Origin of the sequence: Planomonospora antibiotica (genome assembly GCF_014647955.1) — a bacterium.
Taxonomy (GTDB): Bacteria; Actinomycetota; Actinomycetes; order Streptosporangiales; family Streptosporangiaceae; genus Planomonospora; species Planomonospora parontospora.
In genome coordinates, this window is record NZ_BMQE01000014.1 from 53,740 (window position 1) to 74,075 (window position 20,336).

Annotated in this window: 13 protein-coding genes; 5 read left to right on the top strand and 8 right to left on the bottom strand. The window is 75.5% G+C overall.

The features are described from left to right. Window positions 1-53: 53 nt before the first annotated feature. From IEZ06_RS15375 to IEZ06_RS15400, 6 genes are all read right to left on the bottom strand, one after another. A complete protein-coding gene (locus IEZ06_RS15375) occupies window positions 54-1,457 on the bottom strand; it encodes a condensation domain-containing protein (protein WP_189237373.1) in 1,404 nt (467 codons plus the stop codon). Beyond that, window positions 1,454-3,178 carry a condensation domain-containing protein gene (locus IEZ06_RS15380; protein WP_189237374.1) on the bottom strand — a complete coding sequence of 575 codons (1,725 nt, stop codon included), beginning with the start codon at window positions 3,176-3,178 and terminating at the stop codon, window positions 1,454-1,456. The genes IEZ06_RS15375 and IEZ06_RS15380 overlap by 4 nt, the downstream gene beginning before the upstream one ends. Before the next feature lies 1 nt (window position 3,179). Then, a complete protein-coding gene (locus tag IEZ06_RS15385) occupies window positions 3,180-4,649 on the bottom strand; it encodes a class I adenylate-forming enzyme family protein (protein ID WP_189237375.1) in 1,470 nt (489 codons plus the stop codon). A gap of 101 nt (window positions 4,650-4,750) precedes the next feature. Beyond that, the gene (locus IEZ06_RS15390) at window positions 4,751-4,996 is read right to left on the bottom strand and encodes an acyl carrier protein (RefSeq protein ID WP_068898468.1); all 246 of its coding nucleotides are present in this window, start codon (window positions 4,994-4,996) and stop codon (window positions 4,751-4,753) included. Next, the gene (locus tag IEZ06_RS15395) at window positions 4,993-5,172 is read right to left on the bottom strand and encodes an MbtH family protein (protein WP_068898470.1); all 180 of its coding nucleotides are present in this window, start codon (window positions 5,170-5,172) and stop codon (window positions 4,993-4,995) included. The genes IEZ06_RS15390 and IEZ06_RS15395 overlap by 4 nt, the downstream gene beginning before the upstream one ends. Then, window positions 5,169-11,102 carry a non-ribosomal peptide synthetase/MFS transporter gene (locus tag IEZ06_RS15400; RefSeq protein ID WP_229798189.1) on the bottom strand — a complete coding sequence of 1,978 codons (5,934 nt, stop codon included), beginning with the start codon at window positions 11,100-11,102 and terminating at the stop codon, window positions 5,169-5,171. Before IEZ06_RS15400 ends, IEZ06_RS15395 begins: the two co-directional genes overlap by 4 nt. A gap of 496 nt (window positions 11,103-11,598) precedes the next feature. Between IEZ06_RS15400 and IEZ06_RS15405 the strand changes: the two genes are divergently transcribed. The 5 genes from IEZ06_RS15405 (at window position 11,599) to IEZ06_RS15425 (ending at window position 16,557) form a co-directional block, all read left to right on the top strand. Beyond that, window positions 11,599-12,522: a thiamine pyrophosphate-dependent dehydrogenase E1 component subunit alpha gene (locus tag IEZ06_RS15405; RefSeq protein ID WP_229798191.1), complete on the top strand. Its 924-nt coding sequence runs from the start codon at window positions 11,599-11,601 to the stop codon at window positions 12,520-12,522. Beyond that, window positions 12,519-13,523, top strand: a complete 1,005-nt coding sequence (locus IEZ06_RS15410) for an alpha-ketoacid dehydrogenase subunit beta (RefSeq protein WP_189237377.1) — start codon at window positions 12,519-12,521, stop codon at window positions 13,521-13,523. Before IEZ06_RS15405 ends, IEZ06_RS15410 begins: the two co-directional genes overlap by 4 nt. Next, the gene (locus tag IEZ06_RS15415) at window positions 13,520-14,806 is read left to right on the top strand and encodes a 2-oxo acid dehydrogenase subunit E2 (RefSeq protein ID WP_189237378.1); all 1,287 of its coding nucleotides are present in this window, start codon (window positions 13,520-13,522) and stop codon (window positions 14,804-14,806) included. The genes IEZ06_RS15410 and IEZ06_RS15415 overlap by 4 nt, the downstream gene beginning before the upstream one ends. Before the next feature lie 123 nt (window positions 14,807-14,929). Continuing rightward, complete coding sequence (locus IEZ06_RS15420; protein WP_189237379.1) at window positions 14,930-15,529, top strand: copper resistance CopC family protein; 600 nt, start codon at window positions 14,930-14,932, stop codon at window positions 15,527-15,529. Beyond that, entirely contained in the window at window positions 15,526-16,557 is a 1,032-nt protein-coding gene (locus IEZ06_RS15425; protein WP_189237380.1) for a CopD family protein, read from the top strand. The genes IEZ06_RS15420 and IEZ06_RS15425 overlap by 4 nt, the downstream gene beginning before the upstream one ends. On the opposite strand, the gene IEZ06_RS15430 is transcribed toward IEZ06_RS15425, so the two are convergent. Next, window positions 16,515-17,687, bottom strand: coding sequence for a hypothetical protein (locus tag IEZ06_RS15430; RefSeq protein ID WP_189237381.1), 1,173 nt, complete (start codon window positions 17,685-17,687; stop codon window positions 16,515-16,517). The two genes, IEZ06_RS15425 and IEZ06_RS15430, sit on opposite strands and share 43 nt — an antisense overlap. Before the next feature lie 191 nt (window positions 17,688-17,878). Beyond that, window positions 17,879-20,194: a xanthine dehydrogenase family protein molybdopterin-binding subunit gene (locus IEZ06_RS15435; protein ID WP_189237382.1), complete on the bottom strand. Its 2,316-nt coding sequence runs from the start codon at window positions 20,192-20,194 to the stop codon at window positions 17,879-17,881. Window positions 20,195-20,336 lie beyond the last annotated feature (142 nt).

The window sequence follows — 20,336 nt, forward strand, 5'->3', positions numbered from 1 at the left end:
TCCCGCACGGGCCTCCCCGGTCACGGCGTGACCTCCCGCATGATCCTCTCCGGTCACGGCGTGACCTCCCGCACGGGCCGGTCCACCGGCGTGACGCCGCACAGTTCGGCGATCCCGTCGAGCGGCACGTCCCCGGCGACGCTCCGGACCAGCAGGGTCTCCACCGCGTGCAGGAGCTCGTACGCCGTGGCGCGGGACAGCCGGGCGGTGTCGACCAGCAGGTCGAGCCGGCAGGTGTGCGCGGCCGGACCGGCGGCGAAGAAGGCGGTGGCGTCCACCATCGGCCACGCGCCGACGGGGAAGGTCCGGGTCCGCCCGGTCAGCTCGGCCGGGTCGCCGGGCGGCAGGCCGGGCCAGTCGCCGGTGGGCCGGGTGTCGTTGAAGTAGGCCGACAGGTCGACGGCGCCGCCGCGCGCGCGGCCGACCTCCTCGCGCAGGGCCGTCATCGCCGCCGGGTCGTAGTGCGCGTACCGGTAGGCGGTCAGCGCCTGCCGGTGCCCGGCGCGCGCGGCGTCGGCGAACGTCCCGGCGGACAGGTCCAGCGTGAAGAGCCCGTCCTGTACGGCGGTGCCGACCATGCCCGCGGTCCGCGGGTCGTGCCGGTTGGCCACGATGAGCTGCATCGCCACCCGGCGGTGCCCGGTCAGCGCCGCCAGGACCGCGGCGCATGCCGAGGTCAGCACGCTGGAGGTGCTCACCGCCCAGCGCGCCGCGAGCGTCCGGGCGGCCGAGCCCGCGGCGGCCGACTCCATCCCGACCTTGACGAACCTCGGCTCCTCCGGGCTGCGCCCGGGGAAGTCGAAGAGGGTCATCGGGGCCCGCTCCAGCTCGGCGCGCCAGTGCCGCAGCGCCCGCTCGCCCCGGGCCGCGCCGCCGCCCTGCTCCAGGGCGGCCTGGTCCAGCGGCTGCCAGGCCGGGGCGGGCAGCTCCTCCCCGGCGAGCAGCGCCCGCCACTCGGTGGCGAGGATCTCCAGCGCCCACGCGTCCACCGCCAGGTGCGACAGGGCGAAGGCCACCGCCCGGGGCCGTCCTTCCGCGGTGACGACGGCGCACCGGATCGGCGGCTCGGCCGCGTGGTCGAAGGCCCTGGCCGCCAGTCCGGCGGCGGCCTCCCGCGCGGCGGCGAGCGGCTTGGCCTCCCCGGCGTCGAGCACCCCGACCGTCAGCACGCCTTCGCGCATCACCTGCTGGACCGGCCCTTCCGGCGTCTCCGTCCAGGTCGTGCGGAGGCTCTCGTGCCGCTCGACCAGCGCGCGCAGGGCGCCCAGGACGGTGTCCAGGTCGCGCCTGCCGTAGACGGGCAGGCTCCAGGGCAGGTTGTAGTACGGGTCGTCCTCGTCCAGCCAGCGGATCAGCCGCCAGAAGGCCCGCTGGCCCCAGGCGAGCGGGGCCCGCCCGCCGCGCGCCCCGGCGAACTCCAGCGGCACCGCCCGCTCCGGTACGGCCCCGGCCGTCATCGGGACCTGGCGATCTCGTCGGCTACCCCGCTCACGGTGGGGTCGTCGATGAACACCTCGAAGGAGAGCTCGACGCCCATCCGGTCGCGCACGAGGGCGATGATCCGGGTGATCGTCAGCGAGTGCCCGCCGAGGTCGAACAGGTCGTCGTCCGGCCGGACCTCGTCCACCTCCAGCGCCTCGCACCAGATCGCGGCGACCTGCTCGACCAGCGCGTCCTCCGTCCCGGCCGCGCCGCTCCCCCCGGACCCTCCGGCGGGCACCGGGCCCGCGGCGGGACCGGCGTGCCCCGGACCGGCGCCCTCCCGGTCGGCGGCCGGACCGGCGGTCTCCCGAGCGGCCCCGCCGGCGGCGGCTCCCGGCTCACCGCCCTGCCGCGCGGCGCGTTCCGGCCCGGCGGCGCGCGGCGGGAGCGGCAGCTCCGCGATCGGGGCCTCCGGCCGGGCGGCGACGCCGCGCAGCAGGGCCCGCAGGTGCTCCGCGACGGCCTCGCAGCCGGCGCGGCCGAGGACCGCGGGGTTGAACAGCAGCACCCCCGAGAGCCCGGAGGGCGCGTCCACGACCTGCAGGTGCAGCGTGTTGCGGACCGCGCCGTTGAACATCGCCCAGTCGACGGAGGCGTCGAGCCCGGTGAAGACGGGGTCGGCGCCCGGCCGCGCCCGGTAGCTCACCGAGACCGGGGTGAGGGCGCTGCGCGGGCCGATCCCGCCCAGCGCCCGGGCCAGCGGGACCTCCCGGTGCCGGTAGACCGCGCGCAGCTCCTCCCGCAGGGAGCGGGCGAACCCGGCGAACGTCCCGTCGGGCACCGAGGCCACCGGGAGCTCGTTGACGAAGAGCCCGACGTGGTCGCGGGTCTGCTCGGTCCGGGTGGACAGGTCCGCCGCCACCGTCACCCGCTCGTTGCCGTAGGCGTGCAGCAGCACGTGCAGGGCGGCCAGCAGGAGCTCGAACCGGGTGACGCCCAGCGGCCCGGCCGCCCGGGCCACCTCGTCGCCGAGGGCCAGCTCCACCGCCTCCCCGGGGGCCGCGCGCAGCGAGGAGCCGGTGGCCCCGGGGAGCGCGACCTCCCGGTCGTCGTGCCACCGGGACCGCCAGAACTCCGCCGCCGCGTCCAGCCCGGCGTCCACCCGCTCCTGCTCGGCGCGGGCCGCCTCGCCGTACGAGAGCGGCAGCGGGGGCGGCTCCTCCCCGTTGTAGGCGGCGGCCAGGTCGCGCAGGAGCACGTCCTTGGACATGCCGTCGAAGACGGCGTGGTGGGCCACGACCAGCAGCAGGTGGCTCAGCGGCCCCAGCCGGAACAGGGTGAACCGCGAGACCGGCCCGGTCCCCAGGTCGAGGGGGGCCGCGGCGACCCGGGCGGCGAGCCACTCCGGCGAGCCGGGCTCGCCCGCCGGGTCCGCGGCGCTTCCGGCGCCCGCGGGGGGCTCCTGCGCGCCGGGGGCGTCGCCGGAGACGTCCTCGAAGAGGATCGGCGGCGGGGCCTCGCCGGGCGCCGCCCAGACCTGCCCGTCCCGCTCGGCCAGCACGGAGGCGAGGACGGGGTGGCGCCGGACCACCGCCGCGCAGGCGTCGAGCATCGCGTCCGCGTCCAGCGGGCCGTCGAAGCGGACCGCCAGCGGCATGCGGTAGACCGCGCCGCCCGCGCCCGCCCGCTCGGTGACCCACATTCCGTGCTGGGCGAGGGACGCCCGGTGCGACTCGTCTACCAGCGGTACCGACATCTCACGTGCCTTCCGTACGACCCGTCGCGGCGGCGCCGAAGAGCCCCCGCAACTCCCTTTTGATGACTTTTCCTGACTGGTTCTTGGGCAGGACGTCCACGACGAGCACCCGTTCGGGTAGTTCGTGGCCGGCCAGCCGCTCCATCAGGAAGGCGCGCAGGTCCGTGACGGACACCTCCCCGCCGGAGCGGGGCACGACGGCCGCGGCGATCGCGGTGCCCAGCACCGGGTGCGGGACGCCGACCACCGCGGCCTCCGCGATCTGCGGATGCTCGTACAGCGCGGCCTCCACCTGCAGCGTGGAGACCTTGAACGCCCCGGACTTGACCACGTCGCCCTCCCGGTCGACGAGGTGGAGGTAGCCGTCGGCGTCCAGGTAGCCCAGGTCGCCCATCCGCACCCAGCCGCCGCGGAACGCCTCGGCGCTCGCCTGCTCGTCGCGGTAGTAGGAGCGGGGGGCGGGCGAGCGCATCCAGACCTCGCCGGTCTCCCCCGGCGGGAGCGGCTCGCCGTCCGGTCCGGCGACGCGCAGCGCGCCGCCGGACGCCGGGCGCCCGAGCGCGCCCGGCCGGGCCGGGTCGAAGATCATGATGGTCTGGGCGGGGGCCGCCTCGGTCGAGGTGTAGTAGTTCGTCACCGTCGCGTTGGGGAAGGCGGCGGTGAGCCGTACGGACACCGAGGGGGGAAGGGCCGAGGCGGCCGAGCCGAGCAGCACCACGCTGGAGAAGTCGTGGCGCTCGTGCAGTCCGGCGTTGAGCAGTTCGATCGCCATGGTCGGGACGAGGAACACGGTGCCGACCCCGTACGACTCGATCAGCCGGGCGAACCGGCCGGGCGTGAAGCGGGCCGGGGTCAGCATCGCCGGACGGGCGTCCAGCGCGTTGAGCAGCATCGTCTGCCCGGCGTTGGTGCCGATCGGGAAGGCGTGCAGCAGGTGGCGCGAGTGCCCGAACCGGCGGCGGTTCGGGCGCGTCTCGCAGCCGAAGGCCAGGTTGGCGTGGGAGGCGCCGACGCCCTTGGGCGTGCCGGTGGTCCCGGAGGTGTAGAGGATCTGGGCCAGGTCCTCCGGGGCGACCCGCACGCCGGCCGGTCCGCTCCCCGCGTCCTCCAGCTCCGCGGGGGCGGCCGTCCAGCGGTCGCCGTCCGGGGCCTCCAGGTCCCGGCCGCACAGCACGGCGGAGGCCTCGCAGTGGCCGAGCATGTACCGCAGCTCGGCGGGGGCGAGCCGGTCCGAGAGCGGCACGGCGACCGCCCCGGCCAGCTGGACCGCGCAGTAGGCCACGGCGAAGTCGGCCCAGTCCCGGCTCCCGAACAGCAGCCCGACCCGGTCGCCCGGCCGCACGCCGCGGTCCAGGAGGCCGTGCGCGACCGCGTGGGAGCGCCGCTCCCACTCGCCGAAGGTCAGCGTCCCCTCGCCCTCGACGATGATCGCGGTCCGCTCCGGCTCCTGCTCCGCGCGCAGCGCCAGCATCTCCGGCACCGTCCGCGGCGCCGGCGCGGCCGGGGGGGTCCGCGGGACCCGGGGGGACCGGGGGGCCTGCGGGGTCGAGGGGGTCGAGGGGGTCGAGGGGGTCACGGCAGGTTCTCCGCCACGTGGCCGGCCAGCAGCGGGAAGCTGTCCAGGTGGGCGCCGCCGCCGAGGTCCAGGACGACGCCGAACTCGTCCTCGACCGCGTCGACCAGCCGGAGCAGCTCCAGCGAGGCCAGCCCGAGGGCGGCCAGGGAGCCCTCGGAGCGCAGCACCTCCCCGGCGGGCAGCCGCCCGCCGGAGGCCGCCTCGACCATCTCGGCGAGCCGGGACGCCACCTGCCCGGTCATCCGTGCGCCCGCCGGACGCTGAGCGGGCGCATGTCCGTCCAGACCTCCTCGATGCGGGCGAGGCACTCCTCCCGCTCCCCCGCGAACCCCTCGGCCCGCCAGCCCTCGGGCAGCTCCCGGTCCGCGGGCCAGACCGAGTACTGCTCCTCCTCGTTGAGCACCACCAGGAAACTCATACCGGGACCTCCTCCTTGTCCGTGTCCTCGTCCGTGTCCTTCGCCTTGTCCGCGTCCTTCGGCATGCCGTGCGCGTCCGTGTCCTTCGCCTTGTCCGCGTCCTTCGCCGTGCCGTCCGCGCGCCGCTCCGTCCGCAGGCGGCCGCGCAGCGCCTCGGCGCCGACCAGGTCGTCCGGGACCGCGTCGGGGACCTCGGCGTCGAACCGCGCCAGCACCCGCACCCGCATCGACACCAGCGCGATGAGCGCGATGGCCAGGCCGAAGCAGGCGTACATGAAGCCGATGCCGCGGCCCTCCCCGACGCCGATCACCGCGCCGACGGTGCCCGCGAGCGGGCCGTCCGGCGCCAGCAGCGGCTCGAACACCGCCGAGCCGTACGGCGCGACCAGGCCGAAGCCGATGGGCAGCGTGGACCAGGCGACCAGCGTGTTGAGCGCGATGACCCGGCCGTGGAACCGCTGCGGCACCTTGACCTGGATGATCGTGGCGTAGACGCCGTTGAGCATGGTCAGGCAGAACGACATCCCGAACGCGCCGGCCGCGATGGCGACCAGGTCCTGCCGCAGGCCGGTGAGCACGCAGAAGACCGACAGGGCGAGCGTGGCGAGCAGCACCCCGTGGAGCCTGCGCCGGCGCGGCCCGCCCCAGACGGTCATCAGCAGCCCGCCGAGCAGGACGCCCAGCCCGCCCGCGAACGACACCCGGCCGACGTCGTCGAGCGTCGCGAACGAGAGCACCAGCGGGGAGATCATCAGGAAGAGCGGCGACAGGAAGACGTTGAGCACCGCGAAGAACAGCAGCATGCCCCGGAAGCCGGGGTTGCCCCAGGAGTAGCGGACGCCGTTCATCATCTCGGCGGCCACGCCCTCGCGGCGCCGCCACGGCATCGCGGCGGGGAACCTGACGAAGAGCAGGATCAGCGTGGCGACCGCGTAGCTCGCCACGTCGATGATGAGGATGCCCTCCAGCCCGATGGTGGCCATCAGGCCGGTCGCGACCAGCGGCACGATGAGCTGGGCGGTGCCGTTGGCCGTCTGCACGACGCCGTTGGCGTGGCCCAGGAAGCGTTTGGGCACCAGCTGCGGGATGGCCGAGCCGTAGGCGAAGCGCTGGAAGGTGAGCGCGATCGACAGGCACACCAGCAGCGGGTAGATGTGCCAGATCTCCAGGTTGCCGGTCCAGAGCAGGACGCCCAGCGCGAGCTGCGTCCCGCCCGCGGCGACGTCGCCGCAGAGCATGACCCGGCGCCGGTCGTAGCGGTCGACGATCGCCCCGGCCAGCGGCGCCACCAGCATGCCGGGCACCAGGCCGAGCACCGCGAAGAGCGCGAACCGCGCCAGCGACCCGGTGGTGGTGTAGATCCAGATCGGGATGGCGAACTCGGTCAGCGCCGATCCGGTGATCGAGACGAGCTGCCCCGTCGAGACGAGCAGGAAGCGCCGCATGCCGATGTCCGTCGCGCCGGGCGCTCCTCCCGCGGCCCGCGCCGAGCGCCCGCCCCGGTCCGGCTTCCGTTTCCGGATCTTCCCGTCCGGCGGGCCCGACCCGTCCGGTCCGCCTGTTCCATCCGGCCCGGCCGGGCTCTCCGCGGTCCCGTCCGCGATCCCGGTCCCGTCCGCGATCCCGTCCGCGATCCCGGTCCCGTCCGCGATCCCGGCTCCGTCCCCGGCCCCGTCGCCGTCCTCCTCTCCGGCCCGGGTGACCGCCTGGAGCCACCAGGTGGACTCCTCCGTGCGCTCCAGCGCGGCCGTCCCGCCCGAGGCGACGGCCCGGTGGGTCCCGGTCAGGATGTCGGCGAGCTCCTCCGCACGGTACTTGACGAAGAAGTGCCCGGCCTCGTCGAGGACGACGCAGGCGACCGTGTCGGAGAGCCGGAGCCATTCGAGGTAGCGCTCCTGGTAGAACTCCACCGCCGGGTCCCGCTCCCCCGCCACCGCGATGACCGGCGCCCGCAGGCGGCCGGACCGCTCCTCGAACAGCCGGGTGAAGTACCGCTCGGCCGTACGGGTGCCCTCGCGGCGGTTGCGGATGATCAGTTTGAGCTGGTCGCGGTCGAACTCCTCGACGTCGAGCCCGGCGGCGGCCAGGGCGTTGATCCGCCCCTGGTCGCTGGTGAGCCGGTCCATGAGGTGGCCGAGTCGGCCCAGACCGCGCCCGGGACGGGCGAACGGGAACACCCCGCCCAGGTAGACCGCCTCGATCTCCCGCCCGGCGGCCTCCAGCAGCCGGGCGGTCTCCGCCACCAGCATCACGCCGAGACCGCAGTGCCCGTAGAGGACCAGCGGCCCGGTGATCCCGGCGAGGATCTCCTCCGCGCACCCGCGCGCGACCTCCTCGACGGGCCGGGACTCCTCCCCCAGCTCGTGACCGGGCACCGCCACCGAATACAGCGCCCAGTCGGCGGGCAGCGCGTCGGCCAGCGGCTGGTAGACGACCGCGCTGCCGCCGCCGAAGGGCACGCAGACCAGGGTCGCGGCGGCCGTCCGGGCCGGGGTGAGCCGGTGCAGCAGCCGGGCCGGGCCGCCGGACCCGCCCTCCAGCAGGCGGGCCAGGTCCCGGACCGTGCGGTGCTTGAACAGCTCCAGCACGGTCACGGTCCGCTCGGGGACCTCCCTGCGCAGCCGCGCGATGACCCGCATGGCCAGCAGCGAGTGGCCGCCCAGGTCGAAGAAGTCGTCCAGCGCGCCCACCCGGTCGGTCTCGAGGACCTCGGCCCAGATCCGGGCCACGGTCTCCTCCGCCCCGGCGGCGGGCGGCACGAACTCGGCCGGCCCTCCGCCGTCCCCGCCGCCGAGGGCCTCGGGTTCGGGCAGCCTGGACCGGTCGACCTTCCCGTGCGACTTCAGCGGCAGCTCGTCCAGCCAGACCTGGCGGGCCGGGACCATGTAGTCCGGGACCCGCTCGGCCAGCCAGGACCGCAGCTCGGCCGGGTCCGGCCGGGCCGCTCCGGCGGGGGCGACGAGGTAGGCGACCAGGCGCTCGCCGCGCAACTCCGCGACCGCGTGCGCCACCCCGGGGTGCTCGGCCAGTACGGCCTCCACCTCCGACAGCTCCACCCGGTAGCCGCGGATCTTCACCTGCAGGTCGCGGCGGCCGAGGAACTCCAGGTCCCCGGTCGGCAGCCAGCGGCCGAGGTCGCCGGTCCGGTACATCCTGGCCCCCGGGCCGCCCTCCGGATCGGGCAGGAACCGGTCCGCGGTGAGCCCGGGACGCCCCAGGTAGCCGCGGGCCAGGCGGTCGCCGCCGAGGTAGATCTCGCCGGGGACGCCGACCGGCACCGGCCGCAGGGCGTCGTCGAGCACGTGGACGCGGGCACCGGGCAGCGGGGTCCCGATCGGCAGGGCCGTCCCGGAGCCCGGGACCGCCCCGGGGCCCGGCGTCCTGTCGGAGGCGCGCGCGGTGTCCCGGGGACCGGCCCCCGGGGCGGTCCCCGCGGGCGGCTCCACCGCGTAGGTGGTGACGCCGACCGTGGCCTCGGTGGGACCGTAGTGGTTGACGACCCGGCACCGGCCGGCCGCGGCCAGCTCGGCGGCCCAGCCCTGCGGGGCGGCCTCGCCGCCGAGGATCAGCAGCTCGCTCGGGAGCAGTTCGCCGGGGGTCGCGTCGGTGAGCAGCGCCGCCAGGTGGGATGGAGTGATCTTGAGGTGGCCGACGCGGTGCTCGCGCAGGTAGGCGGCCAGCTCGCGCCCCGCCGTACGGGGCGGGACGAGGTGGAGCGTGCCGCCCGTCATCAGGCACAGGTAGAAGACGGTCACGCCGAAGTCGAAGGCCAGCGACTGCAGGAGCGCGTAGGAGCCTCCCGGCTCCACCGCCAGCCGTTCGCGCACGCCCGCCAGGTAGGTCATGACCTCCCGGTGCTGCACGGCCACGCCCTTGGGCCGCCCGGTGGTCCCGGAGGTGTAGATGACGTAGGCCAGGTCGCCCGGGACGGCCCCGCCGCCCGGCGGCAGGTCGTCCCCGTCCGCGCGGCCCGCCGCGGCTCCGGCGTCCCCGGGTCCGCCGGTCCCGCCGCCGTGCTCCTCCGCCGCCTCCCCCTCCGCGACCCACACGGCCGCCAGGTCGTCCGGGACCCGGTCGCGGAGCTCGGGGCAGGTGACCACCGCGGCGGCGCCGGCGTCGGAGAGCACGAACGCGAGCCGCTCCGCCGGGTGGTCGGGGTCCAGCGGGAGGTAGGCGGCGCCGGCCTTGAGCACGCCGAGCACCGCGACGGCCAGGTCCGCCGACTGCTCCAGGCAGATCGCGACGCGGTCGCCCACCGCCACCCCCCGCCGCCGCAGCCGGCGCGCGAGCAGCCCGGCGCGCCGTTCCAGCTCCGCGTAGGTCAGCGAGACCGTGCTCCCGAAGTCTCCGGTGCCTCCCGCGCCCGCGACGACCGCGACCGCGTCCGGCGTCCGGGCGGCCTGCGCGGAGACGGCCTCGTGGACCAGTTCCGCGTCGAAGCGGGTCGCCGGGACGGACTCGCCGAAGGCCAGCACCCGGCGGCGCTCCTCGGCCGGGAGGAGCTCCAGCTCGGAGATCCGCGCCCCGGGGTCGGCCACGATCGACCGCAGCAGGCTCTCCAGGCAGGCCGCCATCCGCTCGACGGTGTCCGGGCGGAACAGCGCGGTGCTGTAGGTGAGCTGGCCGCGCAGCCCCTCGGGCGTCTCGAACAGGTACACGGCCAGGTCGAACCGGCTGACCCCGGTCTCGATCGGGAACGGGCTCATGGTCAGGCCGGGGGTGTCCAGCGGCCTGGACCGGTAGTTCTGCAGCGCGAACATCACCTGGAACACCGGCGAGCGGCTGACGTCCCGCTCCACGCCCAGCTCGTCGACAAGCCGGTCGAAGGGGAGCGCCTGGTGGGCGTAGGCGTCCAGCGCGGTCTCCCGCACCCGGTCCAGGAGCTCGGCGAACGTGGGGTCGCCCGACAGGTCGGCGCGCATCGGCAGGGAGTTGACGAAGACGCCGACCACCCGCTCCAGCTCGGGCAGGTCCCGCCCGGAGACCGGCGAGCCGACCGCGAAGTCGTGCTGCCCCGAGTAGCGCGCGAGCAGCACCTGGAAGGCGGCCAGCAGCGTCATGTACGGCGTGGCGCCGTGGGCCCGCCCCACCGCGGCGACGGCCTCGCTGAGCTCGGCGTCCAGGTCGAGGCCGCAGGCGGCGCCCTCCCAGCGCTGCTCGGCCGGGCGCGGCAGGTCCGCGGGGAGCTCCAGCGGCGGCAGCCCGTCCAGCTTGCGGCGCCAGTAGCGGACGTCCCCGTCGTGGGAGCCGTCCCCGGCGCGCTCGCGCAGCCAGTGCGCGTAGTCCCCGTACTGCAGCCGTACCGGGGGCAGGTGCGGTTCGCTCCCGGCCAGGTGGGCGGCGTGCAGGGCGAGCAGTTCCTCCATGACGACGTCGCAGGACCAGCCGTCGGTCACCGCGTGGTGCATGGTGAGCAGCAGCACGTGGGCGCCGGGTGCGAGGCGGACCAGCAGGGCCCGGAGCAGGGGGCCGCGTTCCAGGTCGAAGGGCCTGGCCAGCTCCTCGTCGATCGCGGCCGTGCCCTCGGCCCCGTCGGCGACGCGCAGCTCCGCCGCGGGGAGGTCGTCGACGACGAGCTCCGGGCGGCCGTCGGCCGTGGTGATCAGCCGGGTGCGCAGGCTCTCGTGCCGGGCCGCGACCTCCGTCAGCGCCCGGCGCAGGGCCTCCTCGCCGATCTCGCCCTCCAGGCGGACGGCGAACGCCACGGTGTAGGCCGCCGTCCCCGGCGCGTACTGCTCCAGGAACCACAACCGCTCCTGCGCCGGGGAGAGCGGCGGCGGGGTGCCGGGCGGGCGCGGCGGGATGGCCGCGGTGACGGCACGGCCGCCCAGGCGCTGGGCGAGCAGCGCCTGCTTGGCCGGCGACAGGGCGGTGTGCGTCACGGCACCTCCGTGCTGCGGCTGGGGGAACCAGGTGCGTTCCCGGGTCATGGGGCGGGGACGCCCGGAGGGCGGTCCCGGAGAGCGGTGGCCGCGAGGGGCAGGGCGGCCTGTAGAGGGTGCCGGTCCCGCGCGGGATCGAGCAGAGGTGACCACCGGCCGCTCGGTGCGGCGGCCAGGGTGGGCCGGAGATGGTGCGGAGGCTCCGATGAGCCGACGAGACCGCCCCGGAGGGCGGGATTTCTCGTACAGGTGTTCGTTTCGATGCGGTGGGAGCGTTCCCACGGAGGAGGCTAGGTACGTGCTGACAAGGCCGTCAAGATTTCTCCGAGGTTTTCGATTATGGACAAACCCAGTAAAGAAGTAGTTAGTCCACGTTCTTAGACAAAAGACGGATTTGCCGGTTTCACCAAGTTTTTCCGGTCTCACAGATCCGTTGACAGCGTTCCCCGGCGCCTTCTACGCTCCCATGGGAGCGCTCCCACCCTGTCCTCTCACCCAGGGCGGCCGAGCCATGCCCGCGGTCGCCCACGCCAGGAGCGCACACGTGACCGTCACCATCCCCTCCGCCGACCCGCGGAACGCCCCTCCCCCTCCGGAGGACGACCTGCGGCGCCTGCTGCTCATCCGGCACTTCGAGCTGACCCTGCTCCGCCTGTTCGAGGCCGGCGAGCTCAGCGGCACCACCCACACCTGCCTGGGGCAGGAGTACGTGCCGGTCGCGCTGGCCCCCCTGCTCCGCGACGACGACTTCGTCTTCAGCAACCACCGCGGCCACGGCCACTTCCTGGCCCGGCACGCGGAGCCGCACGGGCTGCTGGCGGAGATCATGGGGCGCGAGGGCGCGCTGTGCGCGGGGGTCGGCGGCAGCCAGCACGTCTACCACCGCCGCTTCCTGTCCACCGGCGTGCAGGGCGAGAGCCTCCCGGTCGCGGTCGGCGCGGCGCTGTCGCTGAAGGGGAGCGGCGCCCTGGCCTGCGCCTACATCGGCGACGGCACCTGGGGGGAGGGCTCGGTCTACGAGGCGCTCAACATGGCGCGGCTCTGGCGGGTGCCCCTGCTGGTCGTCGTCGAGCACAACGGCATCGCCCAGTCCACCCCGACCCGCGTGCAGATGGCCGGGACCGTCGCCGGGCGCGCCGCCGCGTTCGACGTCCCGCACCACCGCACGGCCTCCACCGAGATCACCGAGATCCGCGCCGAGCTGGCGCCCCTGGTCGCCCGGGTGCGCGAGGAGTCGCTCCCGCTGGTCGTGGAGTTCGCCACCCACCGGATCGGCCCGCACAGCAAGGGCGACGACACCCGCAGCGCCGAGGAGATCGCGCTGGCCGCGGACCACGACTGGCACGCCCGCTACGCGCGGCTCCTCCCCGAGCTCTTCGACCGGCTCGACCGCGAGGCACGCGAACTGGTCGAGCACGTCGCGGCCGAGGTCGCCGCCCGCCCGCTCTCCGTCTGGGAGCGCCCGTGACCCGCGTCGCCGAGCACCTCAACCGCGCCCTGCACGACCTGCTGGCCGCCGACCCGGACGTGCACGTCCTCGGCGAGGACATCGCCGACCCGTACGGCGGCGCCTTCAAGGTCACCCGCGGCCTGTCGGACCGGTTCGGCGAGCGGGTGCGCTCCACGCCGCTGAGCGAGGGCGCGATCGTCGGGGTCGGCGCCGGCCTGGCGCTGGCCGGGGAGAAGGCGGTCGTCGAGATCATGTTCGCCGACTTCGCCGCCCTCGCCTTCGACCAGCTGGTGAACTTCGCCGCCAAGTCCACCGCCATGTACGGCAGGCCCGTGCCGGTCCCGCTGGTCGTGCGCTGCCCCTCCGGGGGCGGGCGCGGCTACGGCCCCACCCACAGCCAGAGCCCGCAGAAGCACTTCCTGGGCGTGCCCGGCCTGCACCTGTTCGAGCTGACCCCGTTCCACGACGCGGGCGACCTGCTGGCCGCCATGTTCGCGCTCGGGCAGCCCTGCCTGCTCTTCGAGGATAAGGTCCTCTACACCCGCAGGATGTTCACCGGCGGCGTGGTGGACGACCTGTTCCGCTACGAGCTCACCGGCGGCGTGGATGGGACGGGCGGCACCGCGCGGGTCTTCGTGGAGGGCGGCGGCGAGCCCGACTGCACGCTCGTCGTCCCCGGCGGGATGGCCCACCGGGCGCTGGCCGCCGCGCGGGAGCTGCTGCTGGAGGAGGACCTGCTCTGCGAGCTGCTGGTCCCGGCGCGGCTGTACCCGGTGCCCGAGCTGCCCGGCCTGGAGCGGGCCCGGCACGTGTGCGTCGCGGAGGACGGCTCCGAGGGCGGGACCTGGGGGACGGAGGTCGCCCGGGTGCTCTACCCCCGGCTCTGGCCCGCGCTGCGCCGCCCGATCACCCTGCTCAGCGCCGCCGCGAGCGTCATCCCGGCCGCCCCGCACCTGGAGCGGGAGGTCCTCCTCCAGCCGGACCACATCAAGCGCGCGATCACGGAGGCCCTCTCTTGACCGACATCCCGGTGCCCAAGCTCAACAACAACGACAGCGCCTACCTGCTGACGGCGTGGACCGTCAAGGACGGGGAGGCCGTACGGGCGGGGGAGCCGATCGCGGAGCTGGAGACCTCCAAGGCGGTCGAGGAGCTCACCGCCCCGCAGGACGGGGTGCTGCGGCACCTGCTGCCCGAGGGGGCCGAGTGCGCGCCCGGCCAGGTCATCGCCCGGCTCGGCGCGGACGGCGGCGCGCCCGGCCCCGCCCCCGAGGCGGACGCCGGCACGGGCGCGCGGGCGGGCACGGAGCCGGTCGCGGAATCGGGCACGGGCACGGAGCCGGAGGCGGGCGCGCAGGTCATCACCGCACCCGCCCGGTTGTTCATGGACGAGCACGGCATCTCCGTGGAACAGGTGCGCGCGCTCGGGGTGAAGGTGGTCCGCCGCTCCGACCTGGAGCGCCTCCTGCCGGTGGCCGGGGCCGCCCCCGGACCGGCGTCCGTCCCCGCCTCGGCACCGGAGCCGCCGGTCCCCGCCTCCGGCGCGGAGGCCGCCGACGCGGAGGCCGCCGACGCGGAGACCACAAGCCCGGAGCCCGCCGCGGCCCGGGACGACGAGGAGGGGACCGGCCTGGTCGAGCTGTCGCGGGCCCAGCGGCGGGTCGCCGAGGTGGTCGAGCGCTCGCACCGGGAGATCCCGGCCGCGTTCACCGCGATGCGGGTCGACGTGACGGAGGCGCTGGCGTTCGCCCGGCAGGAGACCAGGCGGCTGCGCGCCCTCATCGGCCTGCCCGAGCTGCTGGTCAAGGCGACCGGCGGGCTGCTCGGCCGCTTCCCCCTCTGCTTCGCCGCCCCGGCCGGCGCGCACCGGGCCCGCCTGCCCGCCGCCGCCGGGGTGGGCGTGACCATGGACGTCGGCCGGGGCATGGTCGTCCCCGTGGTGAAGGACGCGGGCGGACGGCCGCTCGTGGAGATCGCCCGCGACCTCATGCGGCTGCGCCAGGCGGCGCTGGGCGGGAGCTTCCGGGAGGACGACCTGCGGGGCGGCTCCATCATGGTCACCCTGCACACCGAGGAGGCCGTCGTCACCGCCGTCCCCGTCGTCTTCCCCGGCCAGACCTGCGCCCTGTCCCTCACCGCGCCGCGCCCCGAGGTCGTCGAGACCGCCGAGGGCGTCTTCACCACCCGGAGGGTCGTCTCCCTCGGCCTGGCCTACGACCACCGGTTCGTCAACGGCCGCGAGGCCGCGGAGTTCCTGGGCGCGCTGCGGTCGGCCCTGGAGTCGCCCGGGACCGGGGACTGAACTCCCGGCGGCGCCGGGGCCGCCGGCCGTCCCGCGCACCCCGGCGGCCGCCGATTCCCGGGGTGAGCGCCTGAAGTGCGAATATGTTCGGGTCATGACGAACCCGACGGAAGGTCTCGATCGTTGAGGCGGTCACTCACGGTCCTGCTGCTGGCCTGCGCCGCGCTGCTCGGCGCGGTCGCCCCGGCCCAGGCCCACAACGTACTGATCGGCAGCGATCCCGAGGACGGCGCCTCGATCGCCGCCGGGCCGGAGAGGATCACGCTCACCTTCGACCAGCCCGCGCGGCAGGGCTTCGCGCAGATCACCCTGACCGGCCCGGACGGCACCCGGTGGGAGGAGGGGAAGACCGCCGTCGACGGCGCGAAGGTCAGCGTCGGGGTCAGGCCCCTCGGCCCGGCCGGGGAGTACGTCGTGGGCTACCGGATCCTCTCCTCCGACGGCCACCCGGTCTCCGGCAAGGTGGCCTTCACCCTGACCGCCCCGGGGCCGGGCTCCGCGCAGCCGGTCCCGGCCGCGTCGGCCCCCGCCGTGCCCGCCGCCTCCGGTGCCGCCGCGCAGGACCCCGCGGAGAACCCCGGTCTGAGCGCGCAGGCGGCCGAGGCCGCGCAGAACGGCGGCGCCGGGATGGCGGTCGTCTGGATCGCCGCGGCCCTGGTCCTGCTGGGCGGCGCGACCGTGGTGGCGATGCGCCGCACCCGTGAGCGGACGGACGCGCCGTGACCGCCGTCGCAGAACGCGCCCCCGAGGCGGTCGCGGTCCGCAGGCTGCTGGCCGGCGGGCTCGTCTCCGGGGCGCTGCTCGCCGTGGTCGTCGCCACCGCGCTCGGCGCCGAGGAGCCGGTGCCCGGCATCGAGCTGCCCGGCCCGGTGGTGGCCTACGGCCTGCCGGTGCTGCGGGTGCTGCTGGACCTGGCGGCGGTCGCGGTGGTCGGGCTGAGCCTGCTGCCGAAGCTGCTCGGGTTCGACGAGCCCGAGCGCACCGAGCCGGTGATGCGCCGGGCCCGGCCGATGGCCGTCTCGTTCGCCTGGGCCTGGGCGCTGCTGGCGCTGACCGTCATCGTGTTCCAGACCGCCGAGCTGAACCCCGGGTCGGTCCCCACCCCCGGCATGATCGCCGAGTACGTCGACAACGTGGGCGCGGGCCAGGGCATGCTGTTCAGCGCCGCCTGCGCGCTCGCCTACGCCGGGATCGGCCTGCTGGCCGTGCGGTTCGGCGAGAAGGTCCCGGCCGAGCTGCGGATCCTGGTGGCCCTGTTCGGCCTGCTGCCGATCCCGGTCACCGGCCACGCGGTGGACTCGGTCTGGCACGACCCCATCATGATCTCGATGGAGCTGCACGTGATGGGCTCGGCGGCGTGGACCGGCGGGCTGCTCATGGTCATGCTGCTGGTCGCGCGGGACCGCGGACTGCTGGCCGAGGTCCTGCCGAGGTTCTCCCGGCTGGCGAGCCTCGCGCTCGCCGTGGTCGCCCTGTCGGGACTGGTGAACGGCCTGGCCACGATCGCCCTGACCCCCGGCACCGCGCTGCCCGGCTCGCTGCTGACCAGCGAGTACGGCCTGCTCGTGGTGGCCAAGACCGCGAGCGTGGCGCTGCTCGTCCCGCTCGCGGCCCACATCCGGTTCCGCCTCCTGCCGCGCGTCGAGCGGCAGGAGGCCACGGCGGTCGCCGCGTGGGCGGCGGCCGAGCTCACCGTGATGGGGCTCGCCTACGGGGTGGCCGTGGCGCTGACCACGGCGACCATCTCCTGAGGTTCGTTCTCCTCGGCGGCCCGCAGCCCGTGGCGGCCGAGGAACCACTCGCCGCCCAGCCACAGGGCGGCGAGCGCGGCCCCGCCGGCGGCCATGGTCGCCGGGGAGATCAGCGGCGGGGACGCCCAGAAGTGCTGCGAGCGGAGCGCCAGGTCCACCGCGAGGGTGGCGACGAGCGAACCGGCCAGCGCCCGGACGACGGGGATCCGGATCAGGAACGCCAGGTCGATCGCGAGCGCCCCGGCGATCAGGAAGACCGGAACCGCCGAGCGCGGGAAGTCGGCCACCGCCAGGATCGGCCAGATCAGCGCGCGGTAGGCCACGTAGGCACCGACCACGGCGGTGGCGGCGAACCTGCGGCCGATCATCGCGCGGGCGAAGACCAGCACGATCATCGCGGCGACCACCCCGTAGAGGGGGTAGACCTGGTCGGGCACCGGGAGCGCGAAGTTGACCGCCATCTCCCGGTCCACCCCACGGCCCATCTGGTCGGCGGCGAACTGCAGCAGGATCGGCTCGGCCTCCGGCTTGCCCGCGTCCCACGACCTGATCGCGAAGACGCCGTACTCCTGGTGCTGGGCGGGGAACCAGACGTTCTCGAACATGAACACGAACAGCCCGCCGAGGACGAGCGTGCGCGTGCGACCGGGGGGCGCGCCGACGAACCAGCCCCGGATCACCCCGCAGATCATGAAGAACGTGCCGATGTACAGCAGCATGTGCGACGGGCTCCACGAGGTGATGTCGAGCCCGTTGACGCGGTGGTTGATCAGGTCCAGCGGCACGGCGACCAGGAAGAGGCCGGTGCCCCACTGGATGAGGCGCTGCGCCGTGCGGTCCACGCCGTAGCCGGTGTAGACGTGCACGATGGTCAGGGCGACCACGATGGCGGTGCCGACGCTGTTGAGCAGGTGCGGCGGCGCCAGGTCGTCGCGGAGCCACTTGAAGTGCCAGGAGACGTCCCAGGACGCCCCCAGCACCTTGAAGGAGAAGGCGACCACCCACCCGAGGTACAGGACGCGGAACAGGTCGGCGGGCGTCTCCCGGCCTGCCTTCCCCCGGGTCCAGTACGGCAGGGCCCACTGGACGACCGACGTGGCTCTTCTTCTCAAGCTCGCTGCAGGCTTCACGCGTCGAAATGATGCCTGGCGTTTACGAAGACCGCAATCGGGGACATCCCCGGGTTTCGCCAGAAGACCTCAAGTTATGCCTGTTCCGGTACGGCGCGGCGGTCCCGGCGGCGTCGGGACCGTGTCGCGGACGGGGCGCGGAACGCGGCGGCCCCCGGAGCCGCCGCCCGGCCGGGAGCCCGCCTCCGGCCCTACCCGCCCCCCGGCTCGGACAGCGCCGACCAGACCGCGGCGGAGGTCAGGGGGGTGGCGGTGATCCGGTCGGCGGCCTCGGGGAGCGCGGCGGCCACGGCGTTGCCGACCGCCGCGGGCGGCCCGATGATCCCGGCCTCCCCCGCCCCCTTCATGCCGCCCGGCGTCACCGCCGACGGCGTCCGCATCAGCGCCACCTCGACCGGGGGCGCGTCCGGCGCGTACGGCGGCAGGTAGTCGGCGGCGGGCTGCCCGCCGGGCCCGTACACGACCTCCTCGGTCAGCGCCATCCCGATGCCCTGCACGACGCCGCCGCGGATCTGCCCCTCGACGATCGCCGGGTTCACCACGACGCCGCAGTCGTTGACCGCCCAGTAGCCCTCCACCTCGACCGCGCCCGTCTCCGGGTCGACGGCCACCGCCGCCGCGTGCGCGCCGAAGGCGTAGGTGTAGGCCGCCGGATCGTAGGTCACCCGCTCCTCCAGCCCCGGTGCCATTCCCTCCGGCAGGTCCCAGGCCCGCCACGCCGAGAGCGCGATCTCCGCCAGCGTGCGGCGGGCCGACGGGTCCCCCTTGACCCGCACCGCGCCGCCGGACACCTCCAGATCGCCGGGGGCCGCCTCCAGCTGGTGGGCGGCGATCGCGACGATCTTCTCGCGGAGCCGCGCCGCCGCGCCGATCAACGCCGCGCCGCCCAGCGCGAGCGACCGGCTGGCGATCGAGCCCACCGGCGAGTACGGCGTGGCCGCCGTGTCCCCCAGCAGCACCCGCACCCGTTCCAGCGGCACCCCGGTGTGGTCGGCGGCCAGCTGGGCCAGCGCCGTCTCGATGCCCTGGCCGATGGCCGCCACCCCGCAGGCGACCACCACCGAGGCGTCCTGCTCCATGCGCAGCACCGCGGTCTCGTAGCCGCCCGACTGGATGCCCGCCTGCCGCATCGCCTCCGAGGGACCCATGCCGGTGGACTCGACGTGGCAGGAGAACCCGATCCCGCGCCGCCGCCCGTCGGCCGGGCGCGCCGGCCGGCCCTCCCGGACCATCGCCCGCAGCCTCTCCAGCGCGGCCGGGTAGTCCCCGGAGTCGTAGGGCTGCCAGGTCCGGGAGGTGTGCGGCAGCTCGTCGGGGCGGAGCAGGTTGAGCAGGCGCAGCTCGACGGGGTCGGCGCCCAGCCGCCGGGCGGCCTCGTCCACCAGCCGCTCCCGGGTCCAGGTCGCCTCGGGCTGCCCGAACCCCCGGTAGGAGCCGGTCGGCGTGGTGGTCGTCACCACGGCGCGGACCCGCGCGCCCGCCCGGTCGAACCGGTACGGCCCGGGCAGCGAGACCGCCGTGACCGCGATCGGGGAGATGCCCACGTTGGACGGGTGCGCGCCCAGGTCGCCGAGGATGTCGCAGTGCAGCGCCCGGAACCGGCCGTCGCCGTCGAAGGCGAGCCTGGCCCGGTGCACGGCGTCGCGGGCCGGCAGGGTGGCGGTCAGGTGCTCGGCGCGCGACTCGGTCCACCGCACCGGGCGGCCCAGCCGTACCGCCGCCAGGCAGACCAGCGTCTCGTCGGGGTAGACGTGCTCCTTGCCGCCGAAGCCGCCGCCGGTGTCGCACGCCAGCACGCGCACCCGGTCGAAGCCGAGCCCGAGCGCGGCGGCGACGTGGTCGCGGACGTGGTGCGGCGCCTGCGTGGAGGTCCACACGGTCAGCGCGCCGTCCTCGAAGGAGGCCACGACGCCGCGCGGCTCCACCGGGTACGGCGCGACCCGGCCCAGCCGGGTCGTCAGCTCGACCACGTGCCCGGCGGCGGCGAAGACGGCCTCGCACTCGTCGGCCGGGTCCCCGAGGGCGAAGTCGGTGACCAGGTTGGAGCCCCACTCCGGGTGGAGCAGGGGCGCGCCGGCGGCCAGCGCGAGGTGCGCGCCGACCACCGCGGGCAGCTCCTCGAAGTCCAGGTCGAGCAGTTCGGCCGCATCCCGGGCCGCCGCCTCGCTGCGCGCCACCACGAGGGCGACCGGCTGCCCGGCGTAGCGGACCGTCTCCTCCAGCACCGGGTAGTCCGCCATCCGCTGGCCGGGGGCGAGCGCCACGCACGGCAGCCGCACCCCGGCGGCGTCCGCGGGCGTCAGCACGTCCAGCACCCCGTCGGCGGCCAGCGCCGCCTTGACGTCGCACCGGGTCAGCCGCCCGTGCGCGACCGGGCTGCGCACCACGACCGCGTGCGCCGTGCCCGGCAGGCGCACGTCCCCGACGAACCGCGCCCGCCCGGTCACCAGCCGGGCGTCCTCCCGGCGCGGGACCCGCGCCCCGACATAACGGTGATCATCGCTCATCACCCGATTCTGAACGGCGAGGCGGCTCCCGCCAACGGCCCGACCCCGCGCGGCGGGATACGGACGCCCTCAGGACCCGGTGGCGCGCGGCCGATATCCGGCCGGGAAAGTCCGCCCACACGGCCGGACCGGCCGTCCGCCT